The following is a 16,253-nucleotide window of genomic DNA, read 5'->3' on the forward strand; positions in this document are numbered from 1 at the left end:
CACCTAGGCGATGTCACGCACCGGCTGAAGTTCGTTTTGAATCAGCCTTGCCCGCGGGAGTACAGCTGTTGCGCGCGTGCCATGGCCAACTGCGCTTTGAAGATCAAGGAAACCACCATGGGCGTGGACCAGGCCATTCACGATCGCAAGGCCGAGGCCTGTGCCGCGCTCGCCTGTGCGTGATTTGGAATTGCCTTGAGCAAAGGCTTCCATGACACGGGCAAGCTCATCGTCATCCATTCCGCAGCCTGTGTCGTCAACGCCAAAGGCGATTGAACCATCACTCTGGATGTTCGCAAACAAAGTTAGGCGCCCACCGTCATCCGTAAATTTCAATGCGTTGGACATGAGATTGAGCCAAAGCTGACGGACCGCGCGATTGTCCGCGAGGATGCGCGGATGGTGCTTGGGCACGTCCAGAACAAGTGAGATGCCACGTTTCTCGGCCGGGATTTCGATCATGCGGGCGCATTCCCGGGCGACTTCAGAGAGGTCGACGGGCTCTTCTGTCAGTTCCAGGCGTCCAGCTTCGATACGTGCCAAATCCAGCACGTCATCGATCAACGAGAGCAGATGGCGACCGCTCCCGTGAATGTCTTCTGCATATTGCTTGTAGTTGTCATGCCCGAGTTCGCCGAAGGTTTCACCGCGCATCACATCCGAGAAGCCGATGATGGCATTCAAGGGTGTGCGCAGTTCGTGACTGATGCTTGCCAGGAACGCCGACTTTGTCTGGCTCGCTTCTTCGGCTTCCGTGCGCGCGTGTTCAGCGGTTGTCTTTTCCGTCTCAAGCTTCGCGATGAGTGCGTCTTTCTCATCCCTTAAGGTCAACATGTCAGTCGACGTCTTGTTGATGCCTTTGGCCATTGAATAGAGGAAATAGGTGTAGACCGCCGCAACACAGCCGACGGCCATCAGCAGGGGGTCGCCGCTCAAAACAGGCCGAAATACCAGGGCTGCTGCAGGCACAAACAAGGACGAGTACATCAATGGCAAATAGATTGAGGAATGACCGACAGCCATTGCCAGATGGGCGGCCATAACGCCGAGCAGGAATGCGTTGTTGAGCACGTCTCCGGGTACCCAGAACCACAGCACCATCGATGCCCAGCTCAGTTCAGAGAAAAGATTGAGGCGAACGACAGTCTTCGACCATCGCTCGAACGCCTCAGGCTGATTTGCCGGCGGCTGCTTGGCTTTTGCCACATAGTAGAAGGCCACGTAGCTACCAGCGGTCACTACGAACCAAAGCGCGGCTGCCAGCGGCGTCGTCCAGAAAACCAGGATACCAGCGACACCGGCCATCATAAGAGGCACGACTTTGCCGGATGACGCCATGTTCTGGACGAAATAATCCAGCTGCGAGCGTGTCGCGCTTCGCGAAATATGGGTAGGGGACAAGGTCACGACCTGTCGCTCCAGGAAATTGATTTACAAATGGGCAGTGCTCGAAAGCCTGCCCTAACTTCGTCAGTATGCCTGTAATGTGTTAACAACCGCTTCGCTGACGCGCGTTTGAGCGCACGCATCCTGCAATTTTCCGGCAAAAACCCAGAGGAAAAATCTATGACCGCTTCGCCGCTGCTTCTCGACGTTGATGGCCACGTGGCCACTTTGACCATCAATCGGCCGGACAGCCGCAACGCTCTGGGCGAAGCAGAAGACGGGCCTGCATTCGCCGCTGCCGCTGAACAGATCAATGCGAATATTGATATTCGGGCCGTGATTCTGACTGGCGCCGGCAAGGCCTTCTCTGCCGGTGGCAATATCAAGGCCATGAAAGAAAAGGCCGGCAGCTTCGGCGGACCCGGCGTCGACATTGCACGGGGGTATTACACGGGCATTCATCGGATCGTGAAATCGCTCTGGTCGCTCGAAGTTCCCATGATCGCGGCTGTGAATGGCCCGGCTATCGGTCTGGGCAATGATGTCGCATGTCTCGCGGATACGCGCATTGCATCAGACAATGCCATTTTTGGCGCGACTTTCCTCAAAATTGGTCTGGTGCCGGGGGATGGTGGTTCCTGGTTGCTTCCACGGGTGATCGGCACCGCACGAGCTGCGGAACTGTTCTTCACTGGTGACGTAATAGACGCTGAAACAGCCTGCCAGTGGGGCCTCGTGAGCCGCGTTGTGCCACATGAAGACTTGATGGCCGAAGCCCGAAAACTGGCCGACAAAATGGCCGGACAGCCGCCCCACGTGCTGCGTATGACCAAGCGGCTGATGCGTCAGGGAATGACCACAACTTTTGACCAAATCATGGACATGTCGGCCAATATGCAGGCTCTGGCGCACCACACAGATGATCATGCAGAGGCCGTGTCCGCATTTATCGAGAAGCGGACGCCGACCTACAAGGGTCAATAAGTCAGGCCGACCGTGCACCTGCGCCAATCCACTTTGCATTTTTGCCAAATAATAGCCGTCATGGGGATTTGCCCCCTGACGGTCAGGGACATAAAGTCCCCGCAACGCAATTTACAATTTTGAAAACAACACAAATCCCAAGGGAGAACACCATGGCCGCAGTTGGCATTGTTGCAACACTCACCATCCAGTCTGGCAAGGAAGCTGAATTCGAAGAAGTCTTCAAAGGCCTTCGCGAGCAGGTGCTGGCAAATGAGCCAGGCTGTGAAATGTATGACGTGTACAAGTCCAAAGCAGACGCTTCGAAATATGTGATCATGGAGCGCTACAAGGACGACGCGGCCCTCAAGGCGCACGGTGAGTCAGATCACTTCAAAGCAGCTGGACCCAAGCTTGGCGCGGTTCTGGGCGGCGCGCCGGTGCTTGATTATCTGGACCAGGTTGCTTAGGCCGCTGCGTTTTAAGGAGGCAGTTGATGGCTCTCGACGGCACATTGGGCGGCGTGGTGCGCATCCCGGTTCTGGCTGGCAAGGAAAAGGAATTTGAAGACATTTTTCTTGCCATGCGGGCTAGCGTCCACGCCCACGAACCTGGATGCAGGATGTATGACCTGTACCGCAACCGAGCGGATGATGCGGCTGGGAACACTCAATTTGTGGTGATGGAGCAATGGGCTGATCAGGCTGCGCTCGATAGTCACCGCGAGCAGCCTCACATGAAGGAAGGCCTGCCGAAGCTTGCGGGTCTCGTCGCTGGTGCGCCTGACAGCCAGTTTTTTGATATCGTCAGATAATCAGCATACGAATTAGGAGCTGATCCATGGATCTCAGTTTTTCAAAAGAAGACAATGCATTCCGCGAAGAGGTTCGCGCCTTTATCGCAGAAGCGTTCACCGATGACCTTCGTCGCAAGATGTCACTCACCAAGAATGGCTATCTCGACAAGGAAGACCACATCATGTGGCAGAAGCGACTGCACGAGAAAGGCTGGGCTGCGACGCACTGGCCGGAGGAGCATGGCGGCCCGGGTTTCACCCCAAGCCAGCACTTCATCTATGACAGCGAAATGTCAGCTGCCGGCGTGCCGCTGGTAGTACCATTCGGCATCCGCATGGTTGCTCCGGTTATCATGAAGTTCGGCTCCGAAGAGCAGAAAAAGAAATATCTACCGGATATTCTCGCCACCAATGTGTGGTGGTGTCAGGGATATTCTGAGCCGGGCTCCGGGTCTGACCTTGCATCATTGCAAATGAAGGCTGAGGACAAGGGCGATCACTATCTGTGCAACGGCTCCAAGATCTGGACGACTCAGGCACAGCACGCTGACATGATTTTCTGCCTCGTACGCACCAAGAAGATGGAAAAGCGTCAGGACGGCATTTCGTTCCTTCTGATCGACATGCACTCGCCAGGCGTAAAGGTTGAACCTCTGGTCACACTGGATGGTCCTGCTGAAGGCAAGCAGGAAATCAATCAAGTGTTCTTCGAAGACGTGAAGGTCCCCAAAGAGAACCTCATCGGCGAAGAGAACAAAGGCTGGACTTACGCCAAATACCTGCTCGAGTTTGAGCGTGGCAATGCATATGGTCCCGGTCTTTACCGGTCGCTTGGCAAGGTGAAAAAGATCGCTGCCGATACCAAGATCAATGGTGAGACGTTGGCCGAGCAGCCGCACTTCAAAGCCAAGGTCAATGATATCGAGACCCAGATCCGCGCGATGGAATTTACAGAGCTGCGCATCTTCTCAGCGATGTCCAATGGGCAGAACCCGGGTCCTGAATCGTCCATGCTCAAATGCCGCGGCACCGAGCTTCAGCAGGCGATATCCGAGCTGGCTCTCGAAGGCATCGGCTATTACGGCATGCCTTTTGTTGAGGACACTTTTGCGCTCAAGAACGAAGAAGTGGTGGGTCCGGACTACGCGCCGGTCACAGCCCCTTACTACTTCAGTCTGCGGAAGGCTTCGATCTACGCTGGGTCAAACGAAATCCAGCGCAACATCATGGCAAAGGCCGTGTTGGGGCTCTAAGTCTTAACCACTCGCTAACAAATGAAGCCGGGGCAGCAGTTTGCCTCGGCTTTTTTGTTGTTTGTACACCATCAAATTTTTAACCGGTCAGCGTCAATAATTCCCAACATGACGCGCTGGGATACATTCCGCCATGCCCTGTGGGGCAAGCCTCGCACCAAGGCTGAACTCGACGAAGCTATTGCCGGCGTCGAGAACTATCTTGATGTGCATAGGTGGGACCTCCTCAACTCAGTTCTTTTTGCAGGCCTGCTGGCTGTCGCATTCTGGTCAGTAGGTCTCGGCTTTGAAGCCATGATCTGGGCCGTCGCTGTGATGATCGCAGAAATTGCTTTTTCTGTTGTTCGGCTGAAGCTCAGCCGCACGCGCACATCAGTCCGCAATGTGCACCGGCGCACCTCGATTTTGCAGCTTGCCTCGCTTGGCACTCTTTTGATCTGGGCACCGGGTCTGCTGTTCGGCATGGGTACGAACGATCCCATGTGCACGACGCTCGTGCTGCTTGCCTGGGCTGGCTCGCTCATGGTTGTCACCAATCAGAACGGTGCAATACCGAGAATTGCAATCACCAGCGGGGCAGTACCCGGCCTATTGATTGTCTTTGTCCCAGCCTTCTATGCAGACCGGCCGGCTGACATTGCGCTCGCGGGCCTTGCCATTGTCCTGGTTATGCTGGTGGCACGCAGCACGATTGCCAATTTGCGTCTGAGCAGGCGCGTCTTTGTTGTGCAGGCGGACAAGGATGAACTTATTGGCGAACTGGAAATTGCGCGTCGGGCTGCCGAAGCTGACAGACGTCGCGCAGACCAGGCAAACAAGGCCAAGACTGAGTTTCTGGCAATGATGAGTCACGAAATCCGTACGCCGATGAATGGCATGCTTGGAATGGCTCAGATGCTTCAGCGCGGCGATCTTTCTGACGAGCAGCAAATCTACGCGCAGACAATAGTGGAATCCGGTGACAACTTGCTGGCTCTTCTCAACGACACGCTCGACCTGTCTCGCATCGAAGCCGGTCGGATGTCCCTTGATGCAGATGAGGAAGACCCTCGACGTATTGTTGAGGGTATTGAATCCCTCTGGGCACCGCGTGCGCGTGATGAGGGACTTGAATTCAAGGTGGAGGTCGATCCATCAGTCCCGGCTCGTGCTGAGTTGGATAGCCGAAAGGTCCAGCAGCTTCTGACGAACCTTGTGGGCAATGCAGTCAAGTTCACGTCGTCCGGCTTCGTTGCTGTGAAGGTCTTTGCGCCAGCTGACGGACGGCTTCGCTTCGAAGTTTCCGATTCTGGTCCAGGTATTCCTCCTGAGGCTCAGAAGCGCATTTTTGAGAAATTCACACAAGCAGATGCCTCCACCTCTCGGAGCTATGGTGGGTCAGGGCTTGGGCTAACCTTGTGCCAGGAGTTTGCTCACCTGATGGGCGGCACCATTCATGTGGAGAGTGAGGTCGGCAAAGGTTCGACATTCGTGGTCGAAATTCCCTGTCGGTTTTTCGCGGCGTACGTTCCGACCGAGGAAGCGGAAGTCCACACCAAAACCGAGACAAGTCTTGACGATGCCCTGGATGTTGCTGACGGGCCGCTGCGTGTGCTTGTCGCCGATGATCACCCCATCAACCAGAAACTCATGCGCGCCTTCATAGAGCGTTTTGGCTATCAGTATGAGATTGTTGAGAACGGGCGTCAGGCCGTTGATGCCGTGGCGTACGGAAACTTCGATGTGGTGCTGATGGACGTCCAGATGCCAGTCATGGATGGCATCACCGCGACTGCGGAAATCCGGAAGTTGCCAAGTGGTAGAGGCAAAATTCCAGTTCTTGCGATTACCGCAAACGCGATGGCGGGGCAACGCGAGTCGTATCTTGAACAAGGCTTTGATGGATATGTGTCGAAGCCGCTTGATACTGCACTGCTGCAGGCTGAAATTCGTCGCGTCACCGGAGACGACCCTGCCACAGAAGACAAAACAGCCGCGCATGCCTAAGGCACACGCGGCTGCTTGATGTCTTGATCAGGCTGTTGGCTTACTTGCCGGAGGCCTTTTCAAAGAACTTGCCCGTCTGCTCGCCACCCATGAAGAAGGGCTTGGAGTTCGAGAAGTCGGTGATCTGATCCCAGTTTTCCAGAACCTTCTCAGCTGTCAGGTTATCACGGCCTACATAAACGCCATCGGCTTCCACAACCTGGGCGGCTGCGAAGACGCCGGCACCTGCGCACAGGATGGTACCTGTTGGTGCATCGTCGCTGACGAGGATCATCACACCGGGAGATACGAATTCCGGCTTCAGCATGGCTTCTGCTTCGGGTGGCATCAGGTTTTCGGTCATACGCGTAAAGGCAACAGGTGCCAGCGTGTTGACCTTGATGTTGTCCTTCTGGCCTTCAATCTTGAGCGTGTTCATTAGGCCAGCAAGCCCAAGCTTGGCAGCGCCGTAGTTGGCCTGGCCAAAGTTGCCGTAAAGACCTGAGGACGAAGACGTCATCATGATGCGGCCATACTGCTGCTCTTTCATGATGGGCCAGACAGCCTTGGTTGCCTTGGCAGAACCTGCAAGGTGCACATCAACAACCAGATCCCAGTCTTTCTGGTCCATCTTCGCGAAGCTTTTGTCGCGCAGGATGCCGGCATTGTTGATGAGAATGTCGATGCGTCCGAATGCGTCCATCGTCTGCTTGACGAGGTTTGCTACACCGGCGTCGTCAGTGACGCTTGAGCCATTGGAAATAGCTTCAGCACCAAGGGCTTTGATTTCTTCCACAACCTTGTCAGCCGCTTCAGATGATCCGCCTGAGCCATCCACTGACCCACCAAGATCGTTGACCACGACCTTGGCACCGCGACGGGCGAGCTCAAGAGCGTGACACCGGCCAAGGCCACCGCCTGCACCGGTTACGATTGCAACCTTACCTTCGAACGAAATAGTCATGTTCTGATTGATCCTCTTTTTGGCCGATATGCCTGAGTTGTTGAGGGGGTGCAGCACCCGGCACGGGCACCGCAAAAATGCTGGGGAGGTTTTGCAATGCCCGCCATGTGGGGTCAAGCTGAACGCCTATGACTAAATTCGCCCCTCTGATAAAGGGCGAGGCAATCCGGGGACCTTATCTATGGATTTTTTGGGGCTGCAGAGCCTTTTTGGCCTGCTGGTGTTTGTTGGGTTGGCGTGGTGCTTGAGTGAGAATCGGCAAATTTTCGCTTGGAAAACCGTCCTGGCAGGCTTGATAGCCCAACTGGTCATCGCCCTTTTGTTTCTACGCGTACCATTTGCCCACCAGGCCATGCTCTCCCTGAACGGGCTTGTCGATGCCTTAATGGCGGCCACACGCGCTGGAACATCTTTTGTCTTTGGATATATCGGCGGGGGGGATGCCCCCTTTGATGTGACCAACCCGGCCGCTGGCTTCAGCTTGGCATTTCAGTCCCTTCCCATTGTTCTGGTGGTCTCTGCATTGGCGGCCCTGCTGTGGCACTGGCGCATCTTGCCGATAGTCATTGGCGCGCTTTCGGCGGTCCTGCGTCGTACATTAAATATCGGTGGTGCGCTGGGGCTGGCATCTGGCGCAAACGTTTTCATGGGCATGGTCGAGGCGCCCATCCTCATCCGGCCTTATCTGGCACGCCTTTCGCGCTCGGAGCTATTCGCATTGATGTCGGTCGGGCTCGCGACGGTGGCCGGCACGGTACTGGTCCTTTATGCCAGCGTTATCGGCGCGCGGGTTGACGGCGCGCTTGGCCATATCATTGCAGCGTCATTCATCTCACTACCTGCCGCCATCATCATCGCGCGCATCATGGTTCCTGAGACGACGCAGGGCACATCTGTAGGCGATGATGTGCCGAGCCTTGAGTACCGCGGCAGCATGGATGCTGTCGTGCAGGGAACAACCAGCGGACTGCAATTGATGCTCGCTATCGCGGCAATGCTCATCGTGGCTGTAGCGCTGGTGGCACTTGCGGACATTACACTTGGGGTTCTGCCGGATGTCGCTGGCGCACCTTTGACTCTGGAACGTGTGTTCGGCTGGCTGTTTGCCCCCATCGTCTGGGCCATGGGCATCCCATGGAGTGAAACTGGCAATGCCGGGTCCCTGATGGGCATCAAAACGGTGCTGAATGAGTTTCTTGCCTATCTCGCGCTTACCAACCTGGAACCGGGCGCTCTGTCTGAGCGCTCTCAGCTCATCATGGTCTATGCGCTGTGTGGGTTTGCAAATCCCGGCTCAGTTGGAATCATGATTGGCGGGTTGACCAATCTGGTTCCTGAACGCCGCGATGAAATCATCGGCCTTGCTGGCAAAGCATTTGTTGCCGGGACACTGGCAACATGCATGACCGGCGCTGTGGTTGGTGTCGTGTCCTAAGCGGCTTTTGCAAGAGCAAACGCATCTGCAAGAAGCTCATAGGACCGCACCCGATGGACATGATCATAGGTGATTGTCACAAGAGCGAATTCTTCAACGTCATGTTCACTCGCCAAAGTGAGCAGCTGATCCTTGACCTGTTCAGGCGTGCCAGTCATTCCTCGAGCTTCAATGCCCTTGATGATTTCTCGTTCCTCATCCGTGTACGGATAGGAAAGTGCGTCTTCGATTGTCGGGAAGGGGCCCGGCTTGCCCTGCATCATCCACAGCACCCAAAGATTGCGGCTTGCGCAGATCCGGCGCGCTTCGTCTTCTGTTTCCGCCACCATGACCGACACGCCCATGGAGGCGCGCGGGGCTTTTAGCGTGCGGGAGGGGCGGAAGTGTCTGCGATATGTCTCAAACGCACGGTCGGGCGATTCCGGATTGATAAAATGCGCGTAGCAATAGCTCAAGCCGAACTGGGCCGCATGCATGGCGCTGTCGCCACCTGAGCCAAGCAGCCACATATCCGGGACGCCGGGTCCCATGGGAGCAGCATGAATGCCCCGATAGGGGTGATCTTCTGGAAACCCGCCAGCTTCACCTTCAAGCCCTGTTGAGTCTTCAAGGAACTGGGTGAGCAGTTGTACCTGCTGTGGGAACACTTCAAGCGGATAGGCTTTGGGGCCCGGCATCAATGCAGCTGTTGTGCGTGGTTCTGCACCGGCAGCCCTGCCCAGACCCAGATCAATGCGTCCGGGATAGAGCGTCTCAAGAAGCCGAAACGTTTCTGCTACCTTGAGCGGAGAATAGTGCGGCATCATCACGCCACCAGACCCGATGCGCATAGTTGTGGTTTCCGCCGCCAGCCGCGCTATGAGGACTTCCGGAGCTGATCCGGCGAAGGATTTGGTGTTGTGATGCTCAGCCACCCAGTAACGGTGATACCCCAATGCATCGCAGCGCTTGGCAAGGTCGATGGTGTCACCCAGCGCCTGGGCAGCAGTGCCGCCGGCGCGAATAGGAGACTGGTCGAGTATCGATAACAGGGGCTGGTGCATTTGATTAGCTGCGCTTTTTCAATTTCTTCACGATGCCGCTGAAGTTTAGCAGTGTTGGTCCTGTTCGGGCATCATCAGCATTTATTGTTCCGCGCACAAAAATCATGCTGCCGGTCTCCCGCACGACTTCTCCGGATGCATAAACAAAGCCCATGGAGGGACCCGCGGCCGTGAATTCGCCGTTGAGGGCGATTGTCACAGCGTGTGTATCGGTCAACTCATCCAGCGCGATGGTGAACAAGGCATAGTCTGCAAAGGTCATCAGCATGCCGCCATGGATGGCATTGCCGCCATTCAGGTGCTTGGGCTCTACCTTGAAAGCAGACACAACGCCTTGGGGTGTGCGCTGGTAGAAGAATGGACCGGCCATATCTTCGTAAGGCTCATCTGAGCCCCACTTTTCCCAGCCTTCAAGGCCTGCCGGTGGTGTAAAATCCATGATGCTAATTCTCTTGTTCAAGTTAGTGTTTTCTCAATGGCGGCTGTCATATCACAGAGGGCAGGGCAGCCAACCAAGATGTCCGAATTTTGCGTGCAGGTGATGTTTGCCAGACGGAAAGTCCAAATCTGATGAATCCACGTCAACCCCGGCGCGTATCAAGCCGGTGGATGCATTGGAGCAGGCCCAAACCAAGAGCGCCCTTGCATTCTGGCAATCGAACGCAAGCCAGGGATCGCTGCCACATGCACATCTGATAGACCCGGCAGTGTTGCGAGAATTGCTGCCAAACATCGTGCTGATTGATGTGATCTGGCCCGATGGCACGCTGGATGACGCAGCGGTACCTCAGGATTTCCGGTATCGGTTGATCGGTGGGCACAGCGCTGAAACCCATGATGCCAATCTGACCGGCACCCTTGTGTCAGACCTCTCCGGCTTCGGCGAAAGCTACTCTGAAGTCATGATGGGCTTCTATCGCAGCATCTGTGCCCAGAAGGCTCCCGTGGCTGCTGGGGGTACCCTGGCCATCATAGGCAAGGGGTATCGAGACTTTGAAGCCATCTATCTTCCCTTTACCGAGACCGGCGAGCATGTGGATCGCCTGATGGCCGCCGTGGTCTATCTTTAGATAGGCAAACGCGCTTCAGAGCTATGCAATGCGTTTTGACGTGCGGTGGGGCGATAGATACTCTCCCGCCGAACGCAATGCTCTGCCTAATTCACCATACGTCCGCCGGAAGGTTCCCCGATCATGTCTCTCGACGCAGAAACCCGCCAACAGCTCCTTGATTCCGTGTCCCGCTTCGTGCGTGAACGATTGCGCCCACTGGAAGATCAGGTGGCTGAAAATGATGCGGTGCCTGATGACATCATTCAGGAAATGAAAGAGTTGGGCCTCTTTGGATTGGCGATCCCGGAGGAATTCGGCGGCCTTGGCCTGTCCATGGAAGACGAGTGCCTGACCATGTTTGAAATGGGTCGCACGTCTCCGGCCTTCCGCTCTGTATTCGGAACAAATGTCGGCATTGGCAGCCAGGGCATTGTGATGTTCGGGTCAGATGAACAAAAACAGGAATGGCTCCCTGGGCTGGCATCCGGCGAAATCATTGCAAGTTTTGCGCTGACGGAGCCTGAGGCTGGCTCTGATGCCGGTTCGGTGAGGTGCACAGCCATTCGCGACGGCGACGAATACGTCATCAACGGCACCAAGCGCTACATCACCAATGCCAACAAGGCACATATCTTTACGCTGATGGCCCGGACCAATCCGGACGTGAAGGGCGCCAAGGGCGTATCGTCCTTCATCGTGCCCTCCGACCTGCCGGGCATTTCTCTGGGGAAGCCGGAGAAGAAAATGGGTCAGCAGGGCGCGCACATCTGTGACATCAACTTTGACAATGTCCGCGTACCAGCGCGTCTTCGCCTTGGCGATGAAGGCATGGGTTTCATCAATGCCATGCAAATTCTCGAACGCGGGCGTCTTCACATATCTGCTGTGTGTGTCGGCGTCGCTGAACGTCTGATTGCCGACTGCGTGGAATATGCGTCTGAGCGCAAACAGTTCGGCCAGCCCATTGGCGAGTTTCAGTTGGTGCAGGGCATGCTGGCGGATTCTAAGACGGAAGCTTACGCCGGACGCTGCATGGTAATGGACGCCGCAAAGCGTCGTGACGCCGGTGAAGACATTGGCACCGAAGCGTCGTGCTCCAAGTATTTCTGCTCCGAGATGGTCGGCCGCGTCGCGGACCGTGCGGTGCAGATTTATGGCGGCGCAGGCTACATCACCGACTATGGCATTGAGCGGCTTTACCGCGATGTCCGCATTTTCCGGCTCTATGAGGGCACCAGCCAGATTCAGCAGGTTGTGATTGCACGCAACATGCTGCGTGAAGCAGGCTGATCTGTATGGCTGATGAGGCCGCTGTTCAGAATCTGTTGAAGGACATCCGCGCATGTACGGCGTGCGCGGACGATCTGCCCCATGATCCCAGGCCGGTTCTGCGCGCCAGCACCAGCGCGCGCATTTGCATCGTCGGCCAGGCACCGGGAACCCGGGTGCATGCGAGCGGCATACCATTTGATGACCCGTCCGGCGACCGTTTGCGGGATTGGCTGGGTATTGATCGAGACACCTTTTATGACGAAAGCCGTATTGCGATTGTCCCCATGGGATTTTGCTTTCCCGGGCTGGATGCCAAGGGCGGCGACAAGCCGCCGCTCAAACGGTGTGCAAAACTATGGCGAAAGCAGCTGTTTGAGACGCTTGGAAAAATCGACTTCACCATCATTATCGGCACATACGCACAGGCATGGCATCTGGGCACAGAGCGCAAAAAAACAGTGACTGAAACAGTGGCCGCATGGCGCGAGTACATGCCGTCTGCAATCACGCTCCCACACCCCTCATGGCGCAACAATACATGGCTGAAGAAAAACCCCTGGTTTGAAGCGGATGTCCTGCCCGTGTTGCGGGCGGAAGTCGCAAAGCGAGTCTGAGTCATGCGCGCCAACGGTCTTTTTGCAGCGTTGATGATTGGGCTTGCCGCCTGCGCACCTCGCCTTGATTTGCCTGGACCGGCGATCGCTGATCCCGTCCTGAAACCCGACGAACTGATAACAGCCGACGGGCGAGAGATTGCCTTGCGTCGTTACGTTGCCGACGACCCTCGAGCGATCATTGTCGCGGTACACGGATTTAACGACTACGCGAACGCATTTCATATGGCGGGTCCATGGTTTGCTGATCGCGGAGTCACACTCATCGCCCTTGATCAGCGTGGCTTCGGCAACACACCCAATCGCGGGCGCTGGGCGGGCACGGATGCATTGGCAGATGATGTGGCGACGCTTGTGCAAGCCGTCCACAGGCAGGCTCCACAGACGCCCATCTACCTCCTTGGGGTGAGCATGGGAGGAGCAGTTTCAACTGTTGCAGCGTCACGTCACGATCTGCCCATTGAGGGGCTTGTTCTCTCCGGCCCTGCTTTTTGGGGGTGGTCTCAACTCAATCCTGTTTACCGGGCCACCTTGTGGACGGTGGCGCATGTCGCACCATGGTACTACCTGACAGGCGAGGGGCTGCGCCTGTGGCCATCAGACAACATCGAGATGCTACGTGCCTTGAGCCGCGACAAACGCATGATCCGCGAAACGCGGGTGGACGCGATTTATGGTCTTGTTACCCTCATGGATGACGCCTTTGAGGCGGCAGCTCAGGTTGATAATCCAACCCTGATTCTGTTTGGTGAAAAAGATGAAATTGTGCCAGCGGCACCGGTTGAGGCCGTCATAGCCCAGCTTCCCGGCCCAAAACGCTTCGTGCGGTATCAAAACGGGTGGCACATGCTGCTGCGAGACCTTCAGCGCGAAACAGTCTACGAGGATATTAAGGCTTGGATTACTGACCCTGATGCCGCCCTTCCGTCCTTGGAAGAGGTGGCTTTGCCGCCAAAATGAGGGCATTAAGTGCCCCATAGTTCATCTGCGTGACACCTGTCTGAAAAGCGCCCGCCCATGCCTTTCTTCAATGCTGTTGAGAAACGACCGGTCACGGCTCTTTTGCTGCTGTGCCTTGCGCTTTATCTGCCAGGCCTGTTCACACTTCCCGCGCTGGATCGCGACGAGGCACGCTTTGCGCAGGCAACCGTGCAGATGCATGAAACCGGCGACTACATGGTGCCGCATTTTCAGGACGACTTGCGTGCCAAGAAGCCTGTGGCGATCTATTGGGCGCAGGCAGCCACGTCAGGCGTGGCCAGTCTCGCGGGCCTGAACGACCCCAATGGTCATCCTGGAATCTGGGCTTTCCGCATCCCGTCATTCGTCGCAGCCATTCTCACAGTTCTTCTGACCTGGCGTCTGGCTGCGTTGTTTTACGGGCCGCGTGCGGGATTGATGGCTGGCACACTCATCGCCACGTCGGTGGTGCTGGTTGCAGAGGCAAATATTGCAAAAACAGATGCCGCGCTCGCAGCATCGATCATGGTCGCTCAGCTTTCTCTCGCACGTGTTTGGTTGGCACGGGAACCGTCGCGATTGGATCCGGGGCTCGGCAACGCTGTGCTGTTTTGGGTGGCAATGTCAGTTGGCATCCTTCTCAAGGGACCAATTGCGCCGATGATCAGTGGCCTGACGCTTGCCGCACTGGTGATTGCGACCCGCGAGATCAAATGGGTCTTTTTGCTGCGCCCCGTGCGCGGCGGATTGCTGGTCCTGGTGCTTACTGTCCCGTGGGCTGCCAGTGTCTGGTTTTCCACCAATGGGTCTTTTTTTGGTGAAGCTGTGGGCGGAGACTTTCTACCCAAGCTTGCGGGCGGGCAGGAAAGCCACGGCGCGCCCTTTGGGTACTACACCCTGCTACTGCTGCTGACATTTTTCCCTGCAAATCTGATGTTGATACCGGCGATCACGAAGGCATGGGGAGAGCGGCGATCAGCAGCTGTTATGTTCCTCGCCGCCTGGATCATCCCGAACTGGATTGTGTTTGAAATCGTTCCAACCAAATTGCCGCATTATGTGCTGCCAGTTTACCCGGCGCTGGCCATCATAGTGGCCGCTTTGCTTGCGGCGGCCCTGAGGCACCCGCAACTGCTCAGAACCAGATTGGCGCGCACAAACATCGTGGTATGGGGGGTGGTGGCGACCATCCTGGCTGTGGCCATTGTTGCGCTGCCTGTGTTGTTGCCTGAAGGCACGGCTGTGGAGCCCGGGCCGTGGCCGGTCGTCGGCGCCGGCATTTTTGCTGCGATGGCTGTGCAGGTACTTGCACAGGCATGGCGAGCGCGGGCGTCTGGCGTTGTCCTGGCGATCGCTGTCACCGGCATTGCTTTTTCCGTGGCGCTGCTTGAATTTGCGCGCCCGCGCGTGGATCCTTTGTGGGTTGCAGACCGCACCGCGCAGGCATTGGAAGAAAATGGGCTCACCGGCCTGCGCGTCGTGTCCGCCGGTTTCTCGGAACCGAGCCTCGTATTTGCTCTTGGTACGGAAACCCGTCTGACAGATGGCGTGGCAGCGGCAGGAGCACTTGCCCAGGGTGAAGCTGAAATAGCGCTTGTGGAAATGCGCGAGGAAGCCGCATTCTTTCAGGAGGCTGCCAGGCTTGGCATCACTCCCACACGTAAATTGACTGTCAGTGGTCTGAATTATTCACGAGGAGACGCTGTCAGCCTTACAGCTTATCTCCTGAAAGCCCGATAGGGTTCGAGACAACCGGCGACGAAAGGTCAATAAGCGATGAGCCTGATGAACATACTGATGGAAGCCCAGCAGGGTCAGTCCACCGACGTCTTGGCACGGCAGTTTGGCCTGGACAGCAGCCAGACGAAAAACGCTCTTAGCGCTTTGGTGCCAGCACTCACAGCTGGCGTAAAGCGCAATACAGCGCAGGAAGGCGGTCTCGCGTCACTGATGGGCGCACTGGCGGGGGGCAGCCATGATCAGTATCTGGATAACCCTGCGAAAGTGGCGTCGTCGCAGGCCGTCGAGGAAGGCAATGGTATTCTTGGCCATGTCCTTGGATCCAAAGATGTTAGCCGTCAGCTTGCCGCCCGTGCATCAGCAAAGACGGGCATCAGCGATGATGTTCTGAAGAAAATGCTCCCCGTTGTTGCCAGCATGGTCATGGGCGCACTTAGCAAGCAGGCTGGCGGGGGGCGAGCCTATGAGGGCGAAGCTGATTCAGGCAGCCTCGGGTCGTTGGTCGGCGGCGTAATGGACAGCATCACCGGCGGCGGGAGCAAATCGGGAGGAAGCAAGGCAGCCGATTTGTTGACTTCAGCGCTTGATCGCGATGGTGACGGCTCGATGCTGGATGATGTGATCGGCGGCTTCTTCAAGCGCTAAGCCATGCCTGCGGTCAGTGTGTTGAATGGTGGGCGCGGCTGGGATTGAACCAGCGACCCCTGCGGTGTGAACACAGTGCTCTCCCACTGAGCTACGCGCCCGACATTCAACGTTCTCTTGTGTGACGGAAAGTGAGCAAATTGCTCAACCCGCCCGCAGGGAAAG

General features: G+C 56.5%; 16 protein-coding genes and 1 tRNA gene. 12 read left to right on the plus strand and 5 right to left on the minus strand.

Annotation, left to right across the window (positions count from 1 at the left end; translation table 11 throughout):
* Positions 1–3: 3 nt before the first annotated feature.
* Complete coding sequence (locus BN1012_RS04585; RefSeq protein ID WP_145973419.1) at positions 4–1,407, minus strand: sensor histidine kinase; 1,404 nt, start codon at positions 1,405–1,407, stop codon at positions 4–6.
* Positions 1,408–1,566: 159 nt separating this feature from the next.
* On the opposite strand from BN1012_RS04585, the gene BN1012_RS04590 reads away from it, so the two are divergent.
* From BN1012_RS04590 to BN1012_RS04610, 5 genes are all read left to right on the plus strand, one after another.
* The gene (locus BN1012_RS04590) at positions 1,567–2,370 is read left to right on the plus strand and encodes a crotonase/enoyl-CoA hydratase family protein (protein WP_043948711.1); all 804 of its coding nucleotides are present in this window, start codon (positions 1,567–1,569) and stop codon (positions 2,368–2,370) included.
* Positions 2,371–2,522: 152 nt separating this feature from the next.
* Positions 2,523–2,819 (plus strand): putative quinol monooxygenase, encoded by a 297-nt coding sequence (locus BN1012_RS04595; protein ID WP_043948712.1) that lies wholly within the window; start codon positions 2,523–2,525, stop codon positions 2,817–2,819.
* A 26-nt stretch (positions 2,820–2,845) separates the two neighbouring features.
* Complete coding sequence (locus BN1012_RS04600) at positions 2,846–3,163, plus strand: putative quinol monooxygenase (protein ID WP_043948713.1); 318 nt, start codon at positions 2,846–2,848, stop codon at positions 3,161–3,163.
* 26 nt (positions 3,164–3,189) lie between these two features.
* The gene (locus BN1012_RS04605; protein WP_043948714.1) at positions 3,190–4,398 is read left to right on the plus strand and encodes an acyl-CoA dehydrogenase family protein; all 1,209 of its coding nucleotides are present in this window, start codon (positions 3,190–3,192) and stop codon (positions 4,396–4,398) included.
* Positions 4,399–4,506: 108 nt separating this feature from the next.
* Complete coding sequence (locus BN1012_RS04610) at positions 4,507–6,384, plus strand: ATP-binding protein (protein WP_052534590.1); 1,878 nt, start codon at positions 4,507–4,509, stop codon at positions 6,382–6,384.
* Between the two features lie 40 nt (positions 6,385–6,424).
* Here BN1012_RS04610 and BN1012_RS04615 read toward each other — a convergent pair whose 3' ends face one another.
* Positions 6,425–7,327 (minus strand): SDR family NAD(P)-dependent oxidoreductase, encoded by a 903-nt coding sequence (locus BN1012_RS04615; protein ID WP_043950646.1) that lies wholly within the window; start codon positions 7,325–7,327, stop codon positions 6,425–6,427.
* Positions 7,328–7,508: 181 nt separating this feature from the next.
* On the opposite strand from BN1012_RS04615, the gene BN1012_RS04620 reads away from it, so the two are divergent.
* Positions 7,509–8,762, plus strand: coding sequence for a NupC/NupG family nucleoside CNT transporter (locus tag BN1012_RS04620; RefSeq protein ID WP_043948715.1), 1,254 nt, complete (start codon positions 7,509–7,511; stop codon positions 8,760–8,762).
* Here BN1012_RS04620 and BN1012_RS04625 read toward each other — a convergent pair.
* Positions 8,759–9,805: an LLM class flavin-dependent oxidoreductase gene (locus BN1012_RS04625; RefSeq protein ID WP_043948716.1), complete on the minus strand. Its 1,047-nt coding sequence runs from the start codon at positions 9,803–9,805 to the stop codon at positions 8,759–8,761. The genes BN1012_RS04620 and BN1012_RS04625 overlap by 4 nt on opposite strands.
* 4 nt (positions 9,806–9,809) lie before the next feature.
* Positions 9,810–10,244 carry a PaaI family thioesterase gene (locus BN1012_RS04630; protein ID WP_043948717.1) on the minus strand — a complete coding sequence of 145 codons (435 nt, stop codon included), beginning with the start codon at positions 10,242–10,244 and terminating at the stop codon, positions 9,810–9,812.
* A gap of 106 nt (positions 10,245–10,350) precedes the next feature.
* Between BN1012_RS04630 and BN1012_RS04635 the strand changes: the two genes are divergently transcribed.
* The 6 genes from BN1012_RS04635 (at position 10,351) to BN1012_RS04660 (ending at position 16,088) form a co-directional block, all read left to right on the plus strand.
* A complete protein-coding gene (locus BN1012_RS04635) occupies positions 10,351–10,875 on the plus strand; it encodes a PAS domain-containing protein (protein ID WP_043948718.1) in 525 nt (174 codons plus the stop codon).
* A 123-nt stretch (positions 10,876–10,998) separates the two neighbouring features.
* Positions 10,999–12,147 (plus strand): acyl-CoA dehydrogenase family protein, encoded by a 1,149-nt coding sequence (locus BN1012_RS04640; RefSeq protein ID WP_043948719.1) that lies wholly within the window; start codon positions 10,999–11,001, stop codon positions 12,145–12,147.
* A 5-nt stretch (positions 12,148–12,152) separates the two neighbouring features.
* Positions 12,153–12,743 carry a uracil-DNA glycosylase family protein gene (locus BN1012_RS04645; protein ID WP_043948720.1) on the plus strand — a complete coding sequence of 197 codons (591 nt, stop codon included), beginning with the start codon at positions 12,153–12,155 and terminating at the stop codon, positions 12,741–12,743.
* A gap of 3 nt (positions 12,744–12,746) precedes the next feature.
* Entirely contained in the window at positions 12,747–13,703 is a 957-nt protein-coding gene (locus tag BN1012_RS04650; RefSeq protein WP_043948721.1) for an alpha/beta hydrolase, read from the plus strand.
* A 57-nt stretch (positions 13,704–13,760) separates the two neighbouring features.
* Positions 13,761–15,443, plus strand: coding sequence for an ArnT family glycosyltransferase (locus BN1012_RS04655; RefSeq protein ID WP_043948722.1), 1,683 nt, complete (start codon positions 13,761–13,763; stop codon positions 15,441–15,443).
* Between the two features lie 36 nt (positions 15,444–15,479).
* Positions 15,480–16,088 carry a DUF937 domain-containing protein gene (locus BN1012_RS04660; RefSeq protein WP_043948723.1) on the plus strand — a complete coding sequence of 203 codons (609 nt, stop codon included), beginning with the start codon at positions 15,480–15,482 and terminating at the stop codon, positions 16,086–16,088.
* A gap of 26 nt (positions 16,089–16,114) precedes the next feature.
* Here BN1012_RS04660 and BN1012_RS04665 read toward each other — a convergent pair.
* Positions 16,115–16,189 (minus strand) — tRNA-Val (locus BN1012_RS04665).
* Positions 16,190–16,253: the final 64 nt, after the last annotated feature.

It is taken from the genome of Candidatus Phaeomarinobacter ectocarpi (assembly GCF_000689395.1).
Lineage (GTDB): Bacteria > Pseudomonadota > Alphaproteobacteria > CGMCC-115125 > CGMCC-115125 > Pyruvatibacter > Pyruvatibacter ectocarpi.

Bases quoted from the DNA above. Each gene is read 5' to 3' on its own strand.
- BN1012_RS04590 (WP_043948711.1), top strand. From the start codon at position 1,567: ATGACCGCTTCGCCGCTGCTTCTCGACGTTGATGGCCACGTGGCCACT.
- BN1012_RS04595 (WP_043948712.1), top strand. From the start codon at position 2,523: ATGGCCGCAGTTGGCATTGTTGCAACACTCACCATCCAGTCTGGCAAG.
- BN1012_RS04600 (WP_043948713.1), top strand. From the start codon at position 2,846: ATGGCTCTCGACGGCACATTGGGCGGCGTGGTGCGCATCCCGGTTCTG.
- BN1012_RS04605 (WP_043948714.1), top strand. From the start codon at position 3,190: ATGGATCTCAGTTTTTCAAAAGAAGACAATGCATTCCGCGAAGAGGTT.
- BN1012_RS04610 (WP_052534590.1), top strand. From the start codon at position 4,507: ATGACGCGCTGGGATACATTCCGCCATGCCCTGTGGGGCAAGCCTCGC.
- BN1012_RS04615 (WP_043950646.1), bottom strand. From the start codon at position 7,327: ATGACTATTTCGTTCGAAGGTAAGGTTGCAATCGTAACCGGTGCAGGC.
- BN1012_RS04620 (WP_043948715.1), top strand. From the start codon at position 7,509: ATGGATTTTTTGGGGCTGCAGAGCCTTTTTGGCCTGCTGGTGTTTGTT.
- BN1012_RS04625 (WP_043948716.1), bottom strand. From the start codon at position 9,805: ATGCACCAGCCCCTGTTATCGATACTCGACCAGTCTCCTATTCGCGCC.
- BN1012_RS04630 (WP_043948717.1), bottom strand. From the start codon at position 10,244: ATGGATTTTACACCACCGGCAGGCCTTGAAGGCTGGGAAAAGTGGGGC.
- BN1012_RS04640 (WP_043948719.1), top strand. From the start codon at position 10,999: ATGTCTCTCGACGCAGAAACCCGCCAACAGCTCCTTGATTCCGTGTCC.
- BN1012_RS04645 (WP_043948720.1), top strand. From the start codon at position 12,153: ATGGCTGATGAGGCCGCTGTTCAGAATCTGTTGAAGGACATCCGCGCA.
- BN1012_RS04650 (WP_043948721.1), top strand. From the start codon at position 12,747: ATGCGCGCCAACGGTCTTTTTGCAGCGTTGATGATTGGGCTTGCCGCC.
- BN1012_RS04655 (WP_043948722.1), top strand. From the start codon at position 13,761: ATGCCTTTCTTCAATGCTGTTGAGAAACGACCGGTCACGGCTCTTTTG.
- BN1012_RS04660 (WP_043948723.1), top strand. From the start codon at position 15,480: ATGAGCCTGATGAACATACTGATGGAAGCCCAGCAGGGTCAGTCCACC.